Genomic DNA, 18,315 nt, shown 5'->3' with positions numbered 1-18,315 from the left:
GATGAATGAGCTGGCTGCTTGCAACATCAATGATCTAGACGAGGGGTATGACACGGCGGAAATTTTGAGGATTCTGGAGGAAAGGGTATCCGAGTTGTCAGAAGGAGAGGCGGAAGCTCAGCTTCTCAATGATCGGCAAGAGCTTGAACGTTGGCTTGCTGATAAGAAGGAGCATGTGGGATGGTTTTTAGTCGGGATATTGCAGAACCCTGAAGCGCTTGTCGCTGCTAAACACGGTGATCTAAGAATACCCCCTGCCCCGAAAGCCAAGTCGGTGGACGTTCGGCGAAAAATATTTGTTTCTGTTCCGGATGGAGGAAAACTTGTTGGAAGGCCTCCATTCTTGATGATTTACGTTGGAGATAATGTGATTTCTATAGAAATGACTGCAAAGGATACTCAAGAGAGGTCGCTTAGTGCCACAGCGCAACAAATTGGTGCTACTTGTTCTCCGTTTTCTTGGGGGATAATTGATGGAAGTAGGATATTGCATGGGCGGAAGTCTATATTCTATTTTCTAATTGAAGATGTGGCTTTCACTGTGGTTTTCGAGAATCCACCTTGGGCTAGTCCGCTGGAAGAAAGAATTATTCGAGATGTGGTAGAAAGTTTTCGTGTTTTAGAAAAGAAAGAAAAGAAGAAAAATAATAGCCGATAGCCGCCCTTAAGAAGAAAAGGCGGAAAAGTGAAACCGGCGTAGGCTAACCAATAGCTTGTCTAGCTCGGAGGAAGGTCCATGCCTCGGATTGGTCGCTTGGTGGTGGAAGGCTATCCACACCACGTTGTGCAGCGCGGGCACAACCGGCAGGTGGTATTTGCCGGCGATGAGGATTACGAGCGGTACATAAGCGACCTGCGAGAGCTCAAGGCGACATTTGGCATTCGGCTATATGCCTATTGCCTGATGACCAACCACGTACATCTGCTACTGGGCCCTCGTGAGAGCCCGGCGGCGCTGGGCTCCTTCATGAAAGCCCTGGCGGGGCGGGCCACCCGCTACCGCAACCGCCTGGAAGGGCGTAGTGGCACCTTATGGGAAAGCCGCTACAAATCCAGCCTGGTTCAAGCCGACAGCTACCTTCTGGCCTGCTGTCGTTATATCGAACTCAATCCCGTCCGCGCCCGCATGGTGGCCAGTCCTCAGGCGTACGCTTGGTCCAGCGCCAAAGAGCGACTGGGCCAGCGTCCGGCGGACCTTCTGGACTGGAACCCGAGTTACCTGTCGCTGGGGCGCAGCGAGGTCGAGCGCAAGCAGGAATATTCACGATACCTGCGCGAAGCGATTCCCGAAGGGGAGTGGACCCTGATCCGCGATTCCCTGCAGAGAGGACAACTGACGGGTACCAAGAAGTTCGTGAACGAAATCGAGCGAATCACCGGCGCCCGTGTCGAGCATCGGGCGCGGGGGAGGCCGAGGAAAGAGCCGGAAGCAGAAAATAAATAAATCTGTCCCCTTTTTCCTTTTTCGTCCCGAACCGGCTTAGTTGGTTTTCTCGTCGAGGAAGGAATTGAACTATGCACGCCATACTAGTATGGACAAATTAATTAGAAAGTCGGTTTCCCGAAAAATACGAGCTAGGATGAAAGAGCTCTTTCCGGAGTTCAAGCCGGAAAAAATTGATGCAAGTCTCGAATGGCACGCGAAGCAAGAACCGCTCTATGTCTATAGGTACACGAATGAGATATGGCTTTTTTTGTCGTTTGTTCCTGTGTCGAACAATGAGCTGATTTGGGCTGCGCTCGGGTGGTCAAGTAACGGGAAAATTCCGGAATCCCCCAGCTACTATCAAGCTGTTACGAGTGTACCTCCCGAAGGCTGGATACACGTCCTTGACCCAAAGGTAACCGGCGTTGTTCCTAATGATCAGATCGTGGGTTTTGAAATCGCTCGCCCGAGTGTTGAGGCGCGCCAGAAAGCTATTGACTATCAATACAGTAAGGAGCCATGGATTAAGGCGATTCATGACGAATACGTAAAAAAAATATCGAAAGGGCGAGTAGAGCCATTTGATATCTACTTGCTGCGCCACCGTGAAGAGTCTTTGGAAACAATAAATAGTTGGTCCCTAATTTCAGGCGTACGTGGTTTGGAAGAATCTGAGATTGAAAAAATCTCAACCGATTCTGCGGGTCAGTGTGTTGAGGCGTTCAAAGTGTCTGGACGGCCATTCTTGCTTTCAATTGCAAAAGTGCTGGAAAAAATATGAGGAGGCTGGACCGGCCAGCGGCGGATTCACTATCCAAGTGCCCCACTGACTGAATAAGTAGCACCGCGCAGCCCGACGTGATCGGCGCCCTGCTGCTGGGCTTCGTCAGCGGCGCGGCCGGCGGCAACGCCGCCGACCAGGCGATCCTTGTGGCCACCGCCGACGCCGCCACCGGCACGGCCAACCTCGACGAGCCCGTCAACCAGGCCCCGGTCTTCACCACCCGCCCCGTCACCCAGGCCAGGGCCGGCAAGCCCTACCACTACGCCGCCTCCGCCGCCGATCCCGAAGGCGACCCCGTCCAGTACCGCGTCACCCGCGCGCCCGGCGGCATCAGCGTCAGCGCCAGCGGCCACGTCAGCTGGGACCGCCCGGTGGCGGGCGACTGGACCGTCACCCTGCGCGCCGACGACGGCCACGCCTGGCGCGAGCAGACCTGGTCCCTGCACGTCGACGAAGCCGCCGCCGCACTGGATGCCAGCCTCAGCGTCAGCCCCGAGCTGGCCGAGCCCGGCGCCCCCGTCACCCTCACCGTCGCCAGCAGCGGCGGCAGCGGTACGGTCACGCGCACGTGAATCGCCCCCGGTTTCGTAGATGTCTTCCAGCCATACTCACCGGCAAACAATGGAGGCAGTGGAGGTCTACGGCGAGGAAGCGCCGACGGCGCAGGGGCCGGTGCGCTCCGCGTCCGCGTTCTTTCCCATCGGCGGCGAACTGCTGCTCAGCGGCAACAAGGGCTGATCCAGCCGCCGGTCCTCCCGCCCGGGCTGCCGCCTGTCACGAAAATCCCGCTTACCCAGTTTTGGCCTCTAGTCTCCTGCCCTAAAGGGACTGAAGGGATTTCGATCCGATGGTGCAGGGGCTGCGGGTATTGGTGCTGGGCGGGCTTGGTTTTCTCCTCGCGGCCTGCGGTGGCGGCGGGGATGACGGCGGTACGCCGGCCCCGGCCAACCAGGCGCCGGCGGCAGCGGCCGGCAGCGACCAGGCGGTTGCCGAGGGCGCGACGGTCACGCTCAGCGGCGGTTCTTCCAGCGACAGCGATGGCAGCATCGTCGCCTACGCCTGGCAGCAGGTCTCGGGGCCTGCGGTGGTCCTGGACAGCCCCACGGCGGTTTCCACCCGCTTCGTCGCGCCGGACGTTGCGACGGCGCAGACGGTGGTGCTGCGCCTGACGGTGACGGACAACGAGGGTGCTACCGACACCGACATGGTGAGCGTGACGGTGAACGTCGCCGTGGCGCCTCCCGCGAACAATCCTCCCGTGGCCGCCGCCGGTGCCGACCAGGTCGTCAACGAAGGCGCCACGGTGACGCTGAGCGGCAGCGGCTCCAGCGACGGCGACGGCAGCATCGCGGGCTATGCCTGGGCGCAGGTGTCCGGGCCCACCGTGAGCCTGGCCAACGCGGCGACGGTGTCTGCCAGCTTCGTCGCGCCCGATGTCTCCAGTGCACAGGTCCTGGTGCTGCGCCTCACGGTGACCGACGACGATGGCGCCACGGCCAGCGATACGGTCAGCGTGACAGTGAATGCGGTGGCCGCGCCGGCGACGATCACGGTGAGCGGCATGAAGCTGGCGCAGACTCACGTGCTGCCGGCTGCCGGCAAGCAGTGGACCCTTGGCAGCAACACCTCGGAGCTGCACATGGTCGGCGGCCGTGCCGCACTGGCGCTGGTGGACCTGTCTCCCTCGGGGCTGGCGGGCCTGAAGCTGCAGGGCGAGGTGGGCGGCGTCAGCCAGGGCACGGTCACGCTGGACGTCAACAGCGCCCTGCCGGCGAACGAGGACAGCAGCCTGCGCTACTCCGGCAGCGCCTACGTGGCGACGCTGCCGCAGTCCTGGCTCAAGCCGGGGCTGCGCCTGCGGGTGACGGCCACGGGTGCGACGGCCAGCGCCTGGACCAATGTGGTGGTGGGCAGCGACTCCGATTTCACGGTGCGCATCCTGCCGTTCTATCTGTTCGGCGCCACCGAGGCCGACGTGAGCCTGGCGACCGCCGGCGCGCCTTCGGCGGATGCCATCGACGACATGTTCGCGGTGTGGCCGGTGGCGACGGTGGAGGTGGGCAACCACCCGGCGGCCAAGGTGAGCTGGCCCTCGCTGGTGGTGCCGCCGCGCGGCGATTCCGCCGGCGTGCGCCAGCCGGCCTACGTCGCGAGCAATACCGACGGCTACAAGGACGGCTTTGCCGGCCTGTCGACGCTGCATGGCATCGTCAGCAGCCTGCGCGGAGCCAATGGCGAGGCCAACCTGGCGGTGCAGTATTACGCGCCGCTGCTGGCACGCAATGCCAGCGGCAGGTTCCAGAGTGCCGGCGGCGGGATCGGCGGCGGCAGCGTTGGCACCGGCGACACGGCCTATGCCGGCATCTTCATCCACGAACAGGGCCATGCCTTCGGCCTGCCGCATGCCGGCGACAGTTACGACTCGGGCAACTATCCCTACGAGTGGGGCAGTCTCAAGGGTTCGGAATGGGGCTTCGATGCGGTGCGCAGGCTGTTCCGCGCCATCCTGATCCCGGCGTCCTCGTCGAACTACGCCGGCTGCCGCAGCCATACCTTCGGCGGTCATGCGCGGGCGGTGGATGGCCTGAATCGCTGCATCAAGCAGGATCCGATGCAGTCCGGCGCCGGCGACCAGGCCAGCGGCCAGCGCTTCACGATCTTCTCGGATTTCAGCACCGCGGTGATGCAGCGCTATTTCGAGGGCATCACCACGCTCAACAGCGACAGCAGCCACAAGTACTCCGGCGGCAAGTGGGCGCGCGACGCCAGCTTCCCCAGCGGCTACAAGCGCTGGGACAGCATCGACCGCAGGTGGGTCAACGCTGCCGATGCCGTGGCGACGGCCGACGGCGGACTCTGGGGCTTCGAGGACGATGCGCCGCTGCAGCGCAACGTCCCGGTCTACGCCATCGTCGTCACCATGAGCTATGCCGGCACGGCCGGGGCCACGCAGATCTACCCGCCGCTGCGCTTCAGCGGCAACCTGCTGCGCACGATCGACCCGACCGTGCAGGCGCAGCGCGAGAGCATCGTGCCCAATACCAGCACCTACTACTGGTATTGCAAGGCCTACGGCTGCGACTACACCCTGCGCGTGCGCTATGCCAACGGCACGGTGCGCAACGTGGCGCTGCAAAGCGGTTTCCGCGGCTGGTTCGCCGAAAGCGGGCCAGTGCTGGCGGCGGCGTCCGACCCGCTGGACGGCGCCAGCTTCCGCCGCTGGGCGGTGAACGTGCCGGACGATGGCAACATCGCCAGCATCCAGCTGCTGGAGACCCCGCAGGTCTGGAATGGCCTGCCGGCTTCGCCCAGGGTGCTGGCCAGCCGTTGACTCTGGAGGCGGGTCCCGACTTATGCTGACGGCATGACACGCCCTTTCCGTGCCGCCCTGCTGGTCCTGGTGCTCCTGCTGGAGAGCCTGGGCAGTGCCTGGGCGCTGCCGATGGCGCTGCCGGCGCCGCAGCAGCATGAGCACGGCCAGGCACAGGCAGCGATGCCCTGTCACGGCGACGCCGGCACGCAGGACCCGATGCCCTGCTGCGACGATGACGAAGAGTGCCGCTGCAGCGTGAGCTGCTACGGCGCCAGCAGCGCGCTGGCCCCGGCCCTGGCCGGTGTCGCGGACTACCCGTCCTTCCACCCGCAGGCCACCGGCCTGCCGCCGGCGCCCCTGCCGGCTCACCCCCTGGCCTTGCTCAGGCCACCCGCGCCCTCCGAAAGCTGAAGCCTACGCACGCCGCAACCGCGGCCTGCGCCTGTTCGCTTTCACTGGAGGACGCCATGTCCCTCATTCGCTGTTTCGGCGCGCTGGCCTGCCTGCTGCCCGCCGCTGTCTACGCCAAGCCCATCGCCTACCAGGGCGGCACCACCGTCATGGGCGAGTACGGCGCCGGCACCATGCAGGAACTGCAGGTCTTCTACGCGCCGGGCTATCGCTGGTCGCTGGGCGCCGGCCATCTGCGGCTCGACGACGAGGAGCAGACCTTCTCTCGCGAGATCAGCTATGTCCGCGGCAACGTCCTGCTCAAGCGCTGGAACCTGCCGCGCGCGCAGGCCAACGTCTTCGCCTGGGGCGGTGTCGGCCAGGCCCAGGGCGACGGCTTCGAAGGCCGCAAGGGCGCCTGGAATGCCGGCGCTCAGGCCGACTACGAAACCCTGCGCGTCTACGGCTCGCTGCGCACCGACTGGCAGTACTCGCGCGAGGCCTTCTCGCATCGCATCGACACCGTGCAGCTCGGCTGGGCGCCGTATGCCCACGACTGGGACCGCCTCGCCACCTGGTTCGTGATCCAGGGCCGCGACTACACCGGCGGCCTCTACGACGGAGTGGAAGCAGCGGCGTTGCTGCGCCTGTTCAAGAACGGCAGCTGGGGCGCCGCCTGGGTCGAGGCGGGCGTGACCCAGGACGGCAAGCTGCAAACCATGTTCATGTTCAATTTCTAGGAGTATTTCCATGATTCGCAATCTGACGGCCGTGTTGATCGCGGCAATGCTGAGTTTCACCGCGCTGGCGCAGGACGCGCCGCGCACCATCGAGATGAAGGTGGACGGCCTGGTCTGCGCCTTCTGCGCCCAGGGCATTTCCAAGAAGCTCGGCAAGATGGACGCCACGGCGGAAGTCTTCGTGAGCCTGGAGAACGGCCTGGTCGCGGTAGTGCCCAAGCCGGGGCAGGACCTGGCGGATCCCGTACTGCGCGAGGCGCTGACCGAGGCGGGCTACACGGTGCAGGCGATCGAGCGCAAGGCCGAGACCCTGGACGCGCTGCGCGCGCGGCTCAAGGTCAAGCCATGAGCAACCTGGATCCGCAATTGCGCGGCAGCCTGTGGAGCGCGCTGCTGTCGATCTTCACCAGCAGTTCCACGCTGCTGTGCTGCGCCCTGCCGGCGCTGCTGGTGACGCTGGGGGCCGGCGCTACGCTGGCCGGCCTGGTCAGCGCCGTGCCGCAGCTGGTGTGGCTGTCGGCGCACAAGGGCCTGGTGTTCGGCGCGGCGGGGGCGATGCTGGCGGTGGCCGGCTGGCTGCAGCTGCGTGCACGCAACGCGCCTTGCCCGATAGATCCGCAGCTGGCCGCGGCCTGCGCCCGCACGCGCCGCGTCAGCCTGGGCGTGTACCTGTTCTCGCTGGCGATCTACGGCGTGGGGCTGGTGTTTGCCTTCCTGCTGCCGCTGCTGGACTGAGCGCAAGGCACCCTAGGTAAGCTCTGAAAAAGTTACCGTTCGCCCTGAGCCTGTCGAAGGGTGAGCGGTAACTAGTTGACCGGCCGAGGGGAAAGTCCGTCCGTACTTCGACAAGCTCAGCAAGGCCGCTGATGCTGGGGTGGGGTAACTGCAGTCATAAATAGAATTTCCGACATGACACATGGTTCATGTCTCATAACTTTCGAGCTGATAGAAATTTTAAGTGCACTATTGCTCCTATGAATTTTCACCGGCCGATTTCAGTGAAAATCTTGGCGCTAATGAAGTAAGGGCTGCCGAATTTTTTACGTGCCTGCTGAAGATCTGGCGCACATTTTCGCTTGCGCCACATTTGCCTTTACTTAACGATGGTGATGGGGGAAGCATGCAACGACGTCAGGTAGTCATTGGCGGCCTTCTGGCCGCAGGATCTGCGGGGCTCGGCACGCTGGCCCTTACGATGCGTACACGTCAAAAAGAAGATGCCGTTGTCAGCATCATCGGAGAGGACTCATCCAATCTGCAGGCGATTGCGCGCTATCTGGCCGATAGTCAATTGGCGGTAGGCACCAGGAGCACGGTGGAGGCTACGAATTTCACGACGGCATCCGCCAAGGCAATGACTGCTTTTACCCAGGGGAGTGGTCTCTACGATGTGGTCCTTGGATACAACTTCGATCTGCCTCGCTACGCAGAAAACCACTATGTCTTCGATGTCGGGGAGTCGAAATCAGTTGCAAGAGAAAACCAGTCTTTCGATTTCGAAGCCGACCTCTTGCCCAATGTCTGGAAAGAGCTTGGATACTACGGCAGTGCAGGGGGTGTCGATGCGGACGACTCTCGTCCGGTCGCATATCCTTTTTCAGCAAATACGATGGTATTGGTGTACAGCAAGGAGGTGTTCTCAGATCCACGAGTGGTTCAAGCCTATCGCACGCATTTCGGACGCGATTTCGCGCCGCCAAGGACGTGGCAGGAGTTCGCGGACACAGCGAAACTCGTAGCTGAGGCCAACAAAGCATTCAAAGGCGTGGTCCTGCAAGGAGCCGATGGAGGTTGGCTCTACTACGAGTGGATGAACTTCCTGTTCGGTATGGGGGGGAAGGTGATGGAGAAGAAGTATGGCTGGCAATCGACCATCCAGACGCCTTTGACGCTAAGAACTATCGAGGCCGCGCGCGCGGCTGATTTGTACCTGTCCTTAAAAAGCGCTAGTGCCGGCGACTTTTTCTTCAACGATGCGGTTCGGCAGCGCGACCTGATGCTGGAGCACAAGGCGGCGTTCGCGATAATGTGGACGGACTATATCCCGGACTTAGCGAAAGCCGGGGGGTTCGGGTTTGCGCCAATTCCTGGTGATCGCTCAATGATCGCAGGGGGCTCGTTCTTTATTAACCGTAAAACCGATGTTCCGTCTGCGTGCGTCGACCTCATCTCCCATCTGTTGTCCAAGCCGGTCCAAAAGAAGCTTGCCCTTGATGGCCTATTTCCTCCCACGAGATCGGCTCTGTCCGATCCGGAAGTCCTGGCCAAACCCTACATGCCGGCTGTTCGGCAATCGCTGGAGCGCGGGGTTTACATGCTGGAGGCCGGACTCGATGCCACATTGATCTCGGAGAAGATAACCCAGGCGCTCCAGGAGGCTTGGCGCGGGGAGATTCCCTCTGAGGCAGTAGGGTCGCGGGCAACAGAGCTGATTGAGGCCAGGCGTGCAGTAGGTTAATGCGTCCGATTGTCGAGGCAAACAGGGTAGTCCCGGCAGGCACTATTGTGCCGTTTGTTCTATCTGCACCGCTGCTTGCATTGGCAGTGGCAGTTGTTGCAACTGGGCCCGAAGCCGATGGGATCAAGGGAGGGGTGCCGTACTTGCTGGAGCAATACGGGCCATCGTTGTGGCGCAGCCTACTCTCAGCCCTCTTGGCCAGCGTTCTGACGGGCGTCCTTGCTATCTGCGTAGCGGTATCCATGACGCGCAGGTTTCTGATGGCTTCGACGGCGGATCGGGAAATCGATGTGCTGTGCATGATGTTGCCACTTGCGATTGCACCTTTGTTAATAGGTGGTGCCTCGTTCGCGTTTCTATATAGAAGTGCGGGGGGGTGTTGCTGGCTATCACTGGCTCCGACGAGTGCGGGCAGTTTACGGTAATTCTCATCGAGGCAGTGGCTCAAACGATACGCTACGCGCCGCTCCTGATCTGGCTGTTCTTGCTTGCGATGATGCAAATACCACTGGACAAGCGGCTATACGCTTTTCAGACGGGGTTCTCAGGCGGGGCATACGCGCGCTTCGAATTGGTGGGTCATTGGGGGCCACCACTCTTGGTCGTGACAGCATTCACATTTCAGGACGCGGCAAATGATCATCTGATCGCCCAGCTCTCGATCCGCCCGTCGGTTGCGGCACATACAGAACTGATAGCTCACGCTCTTGATCGCAACTTCATGGTGCTGCTCTCCCTGAGGTCGGCCGCCGAGGCGGTCCATGAGATTGTTTTGCTGGGGGTCTTGGCGACTTTTGGGTTTGCCTTGATTTTCGGTCTCCTGGCTGTGATGTATGTTTTTCTTGCCAAGTGGATTTCGTCTCCTGCTTTCGACAGTCGGAATAGGGCCGTTCGAGAAGCGGAGACTGCGAGGGTATGGCCCGCATTTGCAGTTGCCGTGATGGTTCTCGGATTTTTCGGATACACCCTCTCGGGGCTGCGCCCTGGTGATCTCGCTGGGCTGGCTCCCTTGTGGAAAACAGGACTGCTATCGGCTGCTGCAGCGCTCTTGTCGTGGATGATCGCGGCTACATTGGTCTATTGGCTTCGAGACGGACTCGACTGCAGCGATGGATCGGCGCCGCGTGGACTAGGTCTGGCTAGCACAGTGGCGATCGCCGTCGGCTATGTTCCTCCGCTCAGCTTGGCTGTGGCGGTTTTTGGTTTTGCATTCCTGGGGGGATTCGAGAGTGAAGGCGCGGGTGCTTGGTGGCTGTTCGTTGCCCAGGTTCTTCGCTTTTTCCCGATTGTGTTTGTGCTCCTGGTTCCAGCGGCGCTGTCTATCCAGGACAAGGAAATTCGCTACCTAAAAAATTCCGGCGCATCGGTTAATGTTCGAGGAATAATCACATTTCTCATGCCGAACATCGTTGTCCACCTAGCGGTTGCGGCAATTTGCTTCAATCTTATCTTGAATGAAGGCGTGATTGCCTCGGTGTTCCAGGCGCAAATCCCTTCGATGAGCGACATCATGAGCCGCGCCACTACAGGGCGGTCTGCGAACTACTCGTTGGCGGGAATGATTGTCCTCTCTCAAGCGGCTTTTTTTTCGATGTTTCTATGGGTGTGGGGCCGCGCGAGCATCTTCGCTTGGCGGTTGCGACATGCGGATTGATCTTGAAAGATTTAGGCTCGCCTTCGGGCCCCGTGTTGTTTTCGATCAGGTCACGGCGAGCCTCGATTGGGACGCGACCGATGACGCATCCAGGGTAATTGGACTCATGGGGCCGAGTGGTTCTGGAAAGAGCACGCTTGCCAAACAGGTTATGACCGCTCGCTATCACGGGCGAGTTGCCGGTATCAATGTTGTTCAGCCGGATTTGGTTATCGCCTATCTTCCGCAAGCCGCTGTCCTGTTCTCGCATTTGTCTATCTACAGGAATGCGAGGCTTCTCGAAGGCGTGGGGCGCTACAGGATGAGATTCGATCCGGCCATTTTTGCCGATTTGGCAAAACAGCTGAAATTGGAGTCCATACTGGCGTCGAAGATCGGCATAGAGAGAATCAGCGGCGGAGAGGCCCAGCGCTTGATGCTTCTTAGAACCCTGAGCGTCCGGCCGGATCTTCTGATATTGGATGAGCCAGCGACAGGTTTGGATCCCTCTATTCGGGAGGATTTTCTCATAGATCTCCAGGGTGTCCTGCGGCGCCTCGGAATTTGTGCGCTTTACATCAGCCATCATTGGGAGGAAGTCGCTTTTCTGGCCGGGCGCGTGGTGTTTGCAGAGACCATTGCGGATTGCTCGGGGGGCATACCATCCGCGGACTTCCGGTTGTCGATACCGATGCTTTTGCGAGGGCTCCGCCCACGATCAATGCCTTTCGTGTTGTTTATGGCCCTGGATGTTCCGTTTGGCCGCTGCAAGATTCGCATGCAGAAAGAAGTCCCTTAGGACCGTCGGATGAGGTGGCTTGCTTTCCGGCCGAGACTAATAGGAGCCTGGGATTTGTCCGACAGGGCACCGAGTTTCGTTTGTCCGAACGACTCGCCTCGGAACTCCGAGCGAATCGTTCCGTGGAGGCAGCCATTTATAGGCGCGGACATTTTCTTCGTTGGTCAATGGTCGACTGGAGTCAAATTATGGGGCGCCAAAGATGAGCACTTGCTTGATTATCACCGGTGCAGCTGGAGAACTTGGCCGGATCGTACTGTCTGCAGCGGCGAACCGATCGGACGTTGATTGCATCATTGCGACTACGAGGAGTCGTTCTCTTGATGTTCCATGGCCAAAAGTGACCTGCTTGACAGGGGTGGACTTAAGCGAGGATGCAGGTGCCAGAAAATTGGCGGAGTCGTTGGATAAAATTCCCTGTGACAACATAGGGTTGTTGCATTGTGCGGGGGCTTTTCCAGCAACAGCTCCTTTGCATCGCACGACTCTGGCGACAGTCGCTGCTGTCTTTGCCGCGAATAGCCTTACTTTCCTTGGAGCAGCAAAGGCCGTTTTGCCGCGTATGCGGAGGCAGCGCAGTGGACGGTTGGTTGCCTTCACCTCGCATACGCAGGAGGCAGCATATCCTTTCATGGGGCCTTTCAATATGAGCAAGCTCGCCCTGCTGAGTGCGGTACAGACCCTTGCAAATGAAAATGCCCGGTTCGGTATCGCCATCAATGCGATTGCCGTGGCGACTCTGCAGACAGAGACCGAACGGCGGATTAAACCTACTGGCACCTATGACGATTGGGTTCCGGTTAATGGATTGGCTGCCTATGCCATCGACATGGCCACAACTATGGGCATCCAGGTCAACGGAAGTGAAATTCAATATTGGAAGTATTCCCAGAGTTTCTTTGGGGATTCGATTTTCTCCAGAAATTCGATTGATCCGGAAATTTTGGATCCAACCAATGGCTGATAACGACGGCGCTACTGGTATGGATAAGCCGGATCACCATGGGTTTCAAAGGGTGCTTCAGTTGACCCTGCACTACCTCAAGGCGTTCCGTCCCCTGATTTGGGGAGTTCTTGTCTTCTTCATTTATATGTACTTGGTACACTCCGATAGTTCGTATGCGGTTCGCAACTGGGTAGTTGTGCCAAAGTTTCCGTTCCATGGCATCAACTTTGTGTATGCCATGCTGTTCGCAAGTCTGGCGACAGTCATATCAGCGACAAGTGGCTATCGCGAAGATCTAGACAGCATGATGTCCATCGCAAAAATAACTGCTGGAGCATCGCAAATAAGAGCGGCAAAAATTATTCTCGAGCTGACGGTGTATGGGATATCCATCGTGCTGCTATCGCTACTCTTCTTCCGACAAGACAAAGCCCAAACGGATGCGTGCAGCCTGCACGTCTTGCACAGCAGGGCTTTGTTGCACGACCTTTGTGTCTGTGGGATGTTTCTGGCTTTTTTGGTCGCTGACATACTGACGCTCAAGGGGATGAGCAGGGCTTACGATGCGTGTGTCGCGAGACCGGAACTTGTCAAGCTGATTCCAAAGTTGGGTCTCAATAGAGATTATTTAAAGCAGCAACTCTGGTTGATCGACGTGCCGGTAATCATTGGGGTGATCGTAAGCTTCCTGATTCTGGGCTCTGTTCCTTTCCTAAGCGGCTGGGATCCGGATTTATTCCATGTCATCGGTCGTGTATCCGATTATCTACAGCGCAGCCGATCCACCGCGATCGTCATGTGCAGTGGGCAACCTTTGACAATTCAAGAGTTCCAAGAGAGCGTAGCGAGTATCTTTTCTGCCGGTATTTCGATGGGCTATCTAGCGGCTCATGTTCTGCTGTCCCAACTTGTGTTCATTGTTCTGAAAGTATTCCATGACCGTAAAGTTAACTTACTTGGAGTGTAGGGGGCGAAGAGAATAGAGCCGATGGGCTCGAAGCCGGCAACTAGCGCGGAGCAGCCTGTTCCATCTGTCTAGGGCGTATTGCGCCTTGCCGGTTTCCGGGGGCATCGTTAAAGCTGGAGGATGCTCTGGGCGCCCGAATGGATTGCCGCCGTCCCCTTGTATAAGGTGGGGTGAATTTCACCCATACAGATGGGTTTTCGCCAGGGCCCTCGTGTTAGCGTTCTCTCATCAATGATGTGGGATCGCCATGAGCATGCAAGGCAGGACAGTGATGATCACCGGCGCCGCCGGCAGTCTCGGCCGCGCGGTGGCCGAGGCCTTTTATTCCGCTGGCGCGACGCTGGCGCTGGTGGACCTGCAGCTCGAAGGGCTGCAGAAGGCCTACCCCGGCAGCGATCCGCGCCGCAGGCTGCTGGCCGCCAATCTCACGGACGCCGACTCCGCCGCGCAGGCGGTGCAGCAGGCCGGCCGCGTCGATGCGCTGTGCAACATCGCCGGCGGCTTCAGCATGGGCACGCCGGTGCACAGCACCCCGGCGGCGGAGTGGAAGAAGATGTGGGACATCAACGCGCTGACCCTGCTCAACATGGTGCAGGCGGTGGTGCCCGGCATGATCGCCCAGGGCCGCGGCAGCATCGTCAACGTCGGTGCCGGGGCCGGCCAGAAGGGCGCGGCGCTGATGGGCGCCTACAGCGTCTCCAAGAGCGCCGTGATCCGCATGACCGAGGCGATGTCCGCCGAGCTGCGCGAGCAGGGTGTCAACGTCAACTGCGTGCTGCCCAGCATCATCGACACGCCGCCCAACCGCGCGGCGATGCCCGACGCCGACCCTTCGAAGTGGGTGGCACCGCAGGACCTGGCCAGCGTGATCCTGTTCCTCTGCTCCGATGCTGCGCGCGCGGTGCATGGTGCGGCGCTGCCCGTGGTGGGGCTCAGCTGATGGACGCCGCACTGGAAGCACAGCTGCGCGAGCTGCTGGACAAGCAGGCCATCACCGAGCTGATCAACGCCTACTGCAATGCGGCGGACCGGCACGATCACGCCAAGATGCGCACGCTGTACCACGAGGATGCGATCGACGATCACGGCCACTTCGCGCGCGGCCCGGCGATGGAGTTCATCGACAAGCTGCCGGAAATCCAGAAGCCGATGGCGATCCTGCACCACAACGTCACCACGGTGAACCTGAAGCTGGATGGCGACAAGGCGGAGGGTGAGGTCTACATCCTGGCCTTCCACCAGGTGAAGCACGAGGGCGAGCTGTTCGACGTGCTGATCGGCGGGCGCTACTTCGACAAGTACGAGCAGCGCGCGGGGATGTGGAAGTTCAGCCACCGCTCGATCGTGGCGGACTGGTGCTACCCGGCGCATCCGAGCAAGGTGCGGCTGGACCATCCCTTCCTGCACGGCGCCTACATCGGCGAGCCGGGAGCTGGCGATCCGTCGTACAAGTTCTTCTCGCTGCTGAAGCGTGGGGAGCGCTAGACGGGGGTTTCACCCGTAGCCCGGTTTGCCGAAGGCAAGCCGGGGACGCCCTGAACTGCGTCCCCCGGCTTCGCTGCGCGAAACCGGGCTACGGGGCTACGGCCTAGACCGCCCGATGCTCCGTGCCCGCGCCCGGCGTGAGGAACATCATCGTCGTCGCCACTTGGGTGCGCGCGGTATGCCAGATGCCGGCCGGCACCCGCAGGTAGCTGCCGGGCTCGGTCACGGCGACGCTTTGCAGGCCGCCGGGCAGTTCCAGCAGGAATTCCGCCGCGCCCGACAGCAGCAGGACCATTTCGTCGCCGGCCGGGTGCCGCTCCCACACCGCCCAGTTTTCGGCGAAGGTATAGGTGGAAATCAGGCGACCCTGCTCCAGTTCCGGCATCTGCCCGCTGCCGAGCTTCTCCCAGAACGCCGGCGTCACCGGCAGCGGCGTTGCGCCGCCATCGTCGCGCAGGTGCAGGAACATCTCCTGCGCGCGAAACGGCCCGTAGCCGCTCATTGCGCGCCCTGCAGCATCGCGGACCAGCGCCGCTGCATCTGCTCGGGGCTCACTTCCTCGCGGCGCGAGGCCAGTTGCCACAGGTGGCCGAAAGGGTCCACCAGCATCGCCGTGCGGTCGCCATAGAACTCGTCCTGCACCGGGCGCAGCAGGGTGGCGCCGGCGGCCTCGGCGCGGGCCACGACCGTGTCCACGTCGGCCACGTAGAGGTGCAGCCTGACCGGCGTGCCGCCGATGCTGCCGGGGCTGAGCGCGCCGAAGTCCGGGTATTCGTCGGCCAGCATCAGGCGGCCGCCGCCCAGCTTGAGCTCCGCATGGCCGACCTTGCCGCCGGGCTCGGTCAGGCGGAAGTCCTCCACCGCGCCCAGCACGTCGACGTACCAGGCGATGGCGTGCGCGGCGTCGCGCAGGATCAGGTGGGGCGTCAGCGCGTTGCCGGGCTCCGGGATCGGGTTGGCGGTTTTCATCGGCGGGCTCCGGGGCTACACTGGTTGAAACAATTACGTTACGTATCGTTCTGTAAATGACCGCCCCTGTCAAGTCCGCCCAGACCGCTGTCCCCGCCGCCCGCGGCCGTCCGCGCAACCCGCAGACGCGTGTCGCGATCCTGCGTGCCGCGCGCGAGCTGATGGAGCAGGGCGGACCGGCGGCGGTGACCATGGAAGCGGTGGCGGCGCGCGCGGGTGTGGGCAAGCCCACGGTCTACCGCTGGTGGCCGGACCGGCACGCGGTGTCGATGGCGGCGCTGATGGAGGTGCAGCCGGATGCGCGTCCGGCGCGGCGTGCGCGCAGCGTGGCGCAGGCGCTGCAGCAGCAGCTCGCCGAGGTGGTGGACACCTTTGCCACGCGCACCGGACGCAACGTCGCGACGATGATCGCCGCCGCCGACAGCGGCACCGAGCTGTCCAAGGCCTTCCGCAACCACTTCGTGCTGGCGCGCCGCGAGGAAGGGCGCCGCCTGCTGCTGGAGGGCATCGCGGCCGGCGAGCTGCGTCGCGACCTGGAACTGGAGGCCGCGCTGGACCTGCTCTACGGTCCGCTGTTCTTCCGCCTGCTGCTGGGGCATGCGCCGCTGGATGCCGCCTTTGCGAAACAGTTGCTGAAGGACTGGCTGCGCGGTTGCGCCGCGGCCAGGGAGCGCGCATGAACGCCATCGGTATCGACGAGCTGCGGGGCCTGGCGATGTTGCCGCCGACGGCCAGCGGTCATTCGCCCTTCGCCGAGCCCTGCCTGCTGCTGCGCCTGGGCGGCACGGCCGAGCGGCGCCTCGCGGACTGGCTGCGCCAGCTGCCTTGTCCGGTGATCGGCATCGGCGAGGCCGACGCGCCGCTGGCGGCAAGCTGCGATGTCGTGGTGCAGAACGAGCAGGAGGCCCAGCCGCTGCTGGCCGGGGTACGCCGCAGCCCGGTCGCGGCCACCGTGCTGGTGCAGCTGCTGCGCGCCAGCGAATCGCTGCCGGTGGCGGACGCGCTGACCATGGAATCGCTGGCCTACGCCACGTTGCAGGGTGGCGCCGAGTTCCGTCGCTGGCTGGAAGGGCGGCCGGCGCCGCCCGTGCCGCCGGCGGAAACGGGCCCCGCCGTGCTGCTGGCACGCGAGGCCGACACCCTGCGGCTGACGCTCAACCGTCCCGCGCGCCGCAACAGCATGTCGGTGGAGATGCGCGATGCGCTGGTGGAAGCGCTGCAGCTGGCGCTGGCCGACGACGACATTCGCAGGGTCCGGATCGACGGGGCCGGCAAGTGTTTCAGCACCGGCGGCGAGCTGGACGAGTTCGGCACCGCACCGGACCCGGCTACCGCTCACGCGGTGCGCAGCCTGACCGTGCCCGGCCGCCTGCTCGCGGCCTGCGCCGACCGCGCCGAGGCTCGCGTGCATGGCGCCTGCATCGGTTCCGGCATCGAGTTCCCGGCCTTCGCCGGGCGCATCGTTGCCGCGCCGGACGCCTGGTTCCAGTTGCCCGAGCTGCAGTTCGGGCTGATTCCCGGTGCCGGCGGCTGCGTCAGCCTGCCGCGCCGCATCGGCCGCCAGCGCACCGCCTGCATGGTGCTGGGCGGCAAGCGCATCGACGCGCGCACGGCAAAGGACTGGGGGCTGGTGGACGCGATCGAGTCGTCCCGCTGACGGAGCTTAGCGGGCGTTGGCTTCCGCCACCGCGGCGCTGACCCGTGCCTGGATGCGCTCGATGTCCGCGTTCGCGGTGTCCATGTAGGCGCCGATGCACTTGGTGTAGCCCTGGATCTGCTGGTTGAACGCGCGGACCTGGGCGTTGTACATCATCACCTCACCCTCGCCGCCGATGCCGGTGGGAGCGGCAGGCAAGGTCGGCTTGGTGCAGCTGTGCGCGGGATAGCCGGCGGCGCCCAGCAGGGTCGGGGGCGCTGCGACGGGCACGGGTGCCGTAGCAGGCGTGGCAGCCGCAGCGGGCACCGGCGGCGCGTCGGCGGCGATGGCGGCCAAGGGCAGCAGCAGTGCGAGCAGTGCAGTCGGGCGGAAGATCTTGCGAATGGTCATGCGGGGTCTCATGAGATGCCTTGCAGGGCGACAACGATCCGCGATCCATGGGGTTGACCGCAAGCTGACGTGATTGTCAGGTGGGTCGTCGCTGGTGAGCGGCCATCGTGCTCGCCATAATCGTCCAGCCTGCCAAGGAGTAGACGGAATGGACCGGATTCTCATCGCCATTGCATTGCTGCCTGGAGTGGCCGTGCTTTACCTTGTTTACGCAACCCTGCTCCGCCGGCGGCGTGAAAAGCGGCGCGATGATGGTATGGACGGCGGCCGTGGCGGCAGCGATGACGGTTACATCGGCAGCCGTGACGACTACGGACACGGTGGTGACGGTGGCGGTGGTGACTGAGCGGGCAGGCAG

General features: G+C 62.1%; 22 protein-coding genes. 19 read left to right on the top strand and 3 right to left on the bottom strand.

Annotated features, from left to right (window positions below; all coding sequences use genetic code 11):
• Position 1: 1 nt before the first annotated feature.
• From D0B54_RS24375 to D0B54_RS16620, 16 genes are all read left to right on the top strand, one after another.
• The gene (locus tag D0B54_RS24375) at positions 2–658 is read left to right on the top strand and encodes a hypothetical protein (protein ID WP_162932490.1); all 657 of its coding nucleotides are present in this window, start codon (positions 2–4) and stop codon (positions 656–658) included.
• Between the two features lie 78 nt (positions 659–736).
• Positions 737–1,444 (top strand): transposase, encoded by a 708-nt coding sequence (locus D0B54_RS16685; protein ID WP_117292402.1) that lies wholly within the window; start codon positions 737–739, stop codon positions 1,442–1,444.
• Positions 1,445–1,580: 136 nt separating this feature from the next.
• Positions 1,581–2,207 carry a hypothetical protein gene (locus D0B54_RS24370; RefSeq protein ID WP_162932489.1) on the top strand — a complete coding sequence of 209 codons (627 nt, stop codon included), beginning with the start codon at positions 1,581–1,583 and terminating at the stop codon, positions 2,205–2,207.
• A 77-nt stretch (positions 2,208–2,284) separates the two neighbouring features.
• Complete coding sequence (locus D0B54_RS16680) at positions 2,285–2,782, top strand: hypothetical protein (protein ID WP_117292401.1); 498 nt, start codon at positions 2,285–2,287, stop codon at positions 2,780–2,782.
• A 275-nt stretch (positions 2,783–3,057) separates the two neighbouring features.
• Entirely contained in the window at positions 3,058–5,541 is a 2,484-nt protein-coding gene (locus D0B54_RS16675) for a M66 family metalloprotease (RefSeq protein WP_117292400.1), read from the top strand.
• A 33-nt stretch (positions 5,542–5,574) separates the two neighbouring features.
• On the top strand, positions 5,575–5,934 hold the full coding sequence (locus D0B54_RS16670; protein WP_117292399.1) for a hypothetical protein: 360 nt from the start codon (positions 5,575–5,577) through the stop codon (positions 5,932–5,934).
• Between the two features lie 56 nt (positions 5,935–5,990).
• Complete coding sequence (locus tag D0B54_RS16665) at positions 5,991–6,653, top strand: hypothetical protein (protein ID WP_117292398.1); 663 nt, start codon at positions 5,991–5,993, stop codon at positions 6,651–6,653.
• Between the two features lie 10 nt (positions 6,654–6,663).
• A complete protein-coding gene (locus D0B54_RS16660) occupies positions 6,664–7,002 on the top strand; it encodes a heavy-metal-associated domain-containing protein (protein ID WP_117292397.1) in 339 nt (112 codons plus the stop codon).
• Entirely contained in the window at positions 6,999–7,388 is a 390-nt protein-coding gene (locus tag D0B54_RS16655) for a hypothetical protein (RefSeq protein WP_117292396.1), read from the top strand. Before D0B54_RS16660 ends, D0B54_RS16655 begins: the two co-directional genes overlap by 4 nt.
• Before the next feature lie 223 nt (positions 7,389–7,611).
• Positions 7,612–9,111 (top strand): sugar ABC transporter substrate-binding protein, encoded by a 1,500-nt coding sequence (locus D0B54_RS16650; RefSeq protein WP_162932488.1) that lies wholly within the window; start codon positions 7,612–7,614, stop codon positions 9,109–9,111.
• Positions 9,112–9,487: 376 nt separating this feature from the next.
• A complete protein-coding gene (locus D0B54_RS16645) occupies positions 9,488–10,765 on the top strand; it encodes a hypothetical protein (protein ID WP_117292394.1) in 1,278 nt (425 codons plus the stop codon).
• The gene (locus D0B54_RS16640; RefSeq protein ID WP_117292393.1) at positions 10,755–11,543 is read left to right on the top strand and encodes an ATP-binding cassette domain-containing protein; all 789 of its coding nucleotides are present in this window, start codon (positions 10,755–10,757) and stop codon (positions 11,541–11,543) included. The genes D0B54_RS16645 and D0B54_RS16640 overlap by 11 nt, the downstream gene beginning before the upstream one ends.
• Before the next feature lie 202 nt (positions 11,544–11,745).
• Positions 11,746–12,507 carry an SDR family NAD(P)-dependent oxidoreductase gene (locus D0B54_RS16635; RefSeq protein ID WP_117292392.1) on the top strand — a complete coding sequence of 254 codons (762 nt, stop codon included), beginning with the start codon at positions 11,746–11,748 and terminating at the stop codon, positions 12,505–12,507.
• On the top strand, positions 12,500–13,456 hold the full coding sequence (locus D0B54_RS16630) for a hypothetical protein (RefSeq protein ID WP_117292391.1): 957 nt from the start codon (positions 12,500–12,502) through the stop codon (positions 13,454–13,456). Before D0B54_RS16635 ends, D0B54_RS16630 begins: the two co-directional genes overlap by 8 nt.
• A 247-nt stretch (positions 13,457–13,703) precedes the next feature.
• Entirely contained in the window at positions 13,704–14,396 is a 693-nt protein-coding gene (locus tag D0B54_RS16625) for an SDR family NAD(P)-dependent oxidoreductase (RefSeq protein WP_117292390.1), read from the top strand.
• Positions 14,396–14,941 carry a nuclear transport factor 2 family protein gene (locus D0B54_RS16620; protein ID WP_117292389.1) on the top strand — a complete coding sequence of 182 codons (546 nt, stop codon included), beginning with the start codon at positions 14,396–14,398 and terminating at the stop codon, positions 14,939–14,941. Before D0B54_RS16625 ends, D0B54_RS16620 begins: the two co-directional genes overlap by 1 nt.
• 103 nt (positions 14,942–15,044) lie before the next feature.
• Here D0B54_RS16620 and D0B54_RS16615 read toward each other — a convergent pair whose 3' ends face one another.
• Positions 15,045–15,443: a cupin domain-containing protein gene (locus D0B54_RS16615; RefSeq protein WP_117292388.1), complete on the bottom strand. Its 399-nt coding sequence runs from the start codon at positions 15,441–15,443 to the stop codon at positions 15,045–15,047.
• Positions 15,440–15,910, bottom strand: coding sequence for a VOC family protein (locus D0B54_RS16610; protein ID WP_117292387.1), 471 nt, complete (start codon positions 15,908–15,910; stop codon positions 15,440–15,442). Before D0B54_RS16610 ends, D0B54_RS16615 begins: the two co-directional genes overlap by 4 nt.
• 56 nt (positions 15,911–15,966) lie before the next feature.
• Between D0B54_RS16610 and D0B54_RS16605 the strand changes: the two genes are divergently transcribed.
• Both D0B54_RS16605 and D0B54_RS16600 read left to right on the top strand, forming a co-directional pair.
• Positions 15,967–16,590, top strand: coding sequence for a TetR/AcrR family transcriptional regulator (locus D0B54_RS16605; protein ID WP_117292386.1), 624 nt, complete (start codon positions 15,967–15,969; stop codon positions 16,588–16,590).
• A complete protein-coding gene (locus D0B54_RS16600) occupies positions 16,587–17,567 on the top strand; it encodes an enoyl-CoA hydratase/isomerase family protein (RefSeq protein ID WP_117292385.1) in 981 nt (326 codons plus the stop codon). The genes D0B54_RS16605 and D0B54_RS16600 overlap by 4 nt, the downstream gene beginning before the upstream one ends.
• Positions 17,568–17,573: 6 nt before the next feature.
• Here D0B54_RS16600 and D0B54_RS16595 read toward each other — a convergent pair whose 3' ends face one another.
• Positions 17,574–17,957 (bottom strand): hypothetical protein, encoded by a 384-nt coding sequence (locus D0B54_RS16595; RefSeq protein ID WP_117292384.1) that lies wholly within the window; start codon positions 17,955–17,957, stop codon positions 17,574–17,576.
• Positions 17,958–18,105: 148 nt separating this feature from the next.
• On the opposite strand from D0B54_RS16595, the gene D0B54_RS16590 reads away from it, so the two are divergent.
• On the top strand, positions 18,106–18,303 hold the full coding sequence (locus D0B54_RS16590) for a hypothetical protein (protein ID WP_117292383.1): 198 nt from the start codon (positions 18,106–18,108) through the stop codon (positions 18,301–18,303).
• Positions 18,304–18,315 lie beyond the last annotated feature (12 nt).

Origin of the sequence: Solimonas sp. K1W22B-7, from assembly GCF_003428335.1 — a bacterium.
Taxonomy (GTDB): Bacteria; Pseudomonadota; Gammaproteobacteria; order Nevskiales; family Nevskiaceae; genus Solimonas_A.
This window is presented reverse-complemented; position numbering and strand designations above follow the sequence as displayed.

Bases quoted from the DNA above. Each gene is read 5' to 3' on its own strand.
- D0B54_RS24375 (WP_162932490.1), top strand. From the start codon at position 2: ATGAATGAGCTGGCTGCTTGCAACATCAATGATCTAGACGAGGGGTAT.
- D0B54_RS16685 (WP_117292402.1), top strand. From the start codon at position 737: ATGCCTCGGATTGGTCGCTTGGTGGTGGAAGGCTATCCACACCACGTT.
- D0B54_RS24370 (WP_162932489.1), top strand. From the start codon at position 1,581: ATGAAAGAGCTCTTTCCGGAGTTCAAGCCGGAAAAAATTGATGCAAGT.
- D0B54_RS16675 (WP_117292400.1), top strand. From the start codon at position 3,058: ATGGTGCAGGGGCTGCGGGTATTGGTGCTGGGCGGGCTTGGTTTTCTC.
- D0B54_RS16670 (WP_117292399.1), top strand. From the start codon at position 5,575: ATGACACGCCCTTTCCGTGCCGCCCTGCTGGTCCTGGTGCTCCTGCTG.
- D0B54_RS16665 (WP_117292398.1), top strand. From the start codon at position 5,991: ATGTCCCTCATTCGCTGTTTCGGCGCGCTGGCCTGCCTGCTGCCCGCC.
- D0B54_RS16660 (WP_117292397.1), top strand. From the start codon at position 6,664: ATGATTCGCAATCTGACGGCCGTGTTGATCGCGGCAATGCTGAGTTTC.
- D0B54_RS16655 (WP_117292396.1), top strand. From the start codon at position 6,999: ATGAGCAACCTGGATCCGCAATTGCGCGGCAGCCTGTGGAGCGCGCTG.
- D0B54_RS16640 (WP_117292393.1), top strand. From the start codon at position 10,755: ATGCGGATTGATCTTGAAAGATTTAGGCTCGCCTTCGGGCCCCGTGTT.
- D0B54_RS16635 (WP_117292392.1), top strand. From the start codon at position 11,746: ATGAGCACTTGCTTGATTATCACCGGTGCAGCTGGAGAACTTGGCCGG.
- D0B54_RS16630 (WP_117292391.1), top strand. From the start codon at position 12,500: ATGGCTGATAACGACGGCGCTACTGGTATGGATAAGCCGGATCACCAT.
- D0B54_RS16625 (WP_117292390.1), top strand. From the start codon at position 13,704: ATGAGCATGCAAGGCAGGACAGTGATGATCACCGGCGCCGCCGGCAGT.
- D0B54_RS16620 (WP_117292389.1), top strand. From the start codon at position 14,396: ATGGACGCCGCACTGGAAGCACAGCTGCGCGAGCTGCTGGACAAGCAG.
- D0B54_RS16615 (WP_117292388.1), bottom strand. From the start codon at position 15,443: ATGAGCGGCTACGGGCCGTTTCGCGCGCAGGAGATGTTCCTGCACCTG.
- D0B54_RS16610 (WP_117292387.1), bottom strand. From the start codon at position 15,910: ATGAAAACCGCCAACCCGATCCCGGAGCCCGGCAACGCGCTGACGCCC.
- D0B54_RS16605 (WP_117292386.1), top strand. From the start codon at position 15,967: ATGACCGCCCCTGTCAAGTCCGCCCAGACCGCTGTCCCCGCCGCCCGC.
- D0B54_RS16600 (WP_117292385.1), top strand. From the start codon at position 16,587: ATGAACGCCATCGGTATCGACGAGCTGCGGGGCCTGGCGATGTTGCCG.
- D0B54_RS16595 (WP_117292384.1), bottom strand. From the start codon at position 17,957: ATGACCATTCGCAAGATCTTCCGCCCGACTGCACTGCTCGCACTGCTG.
- D0B54_RS16590 (WP_117292383.1), top strand. From the start codon at position 18,106: ATGGACCGGATTCTCATCGCCATTGCATTGCTGCCTGGAGTGGCCGTG.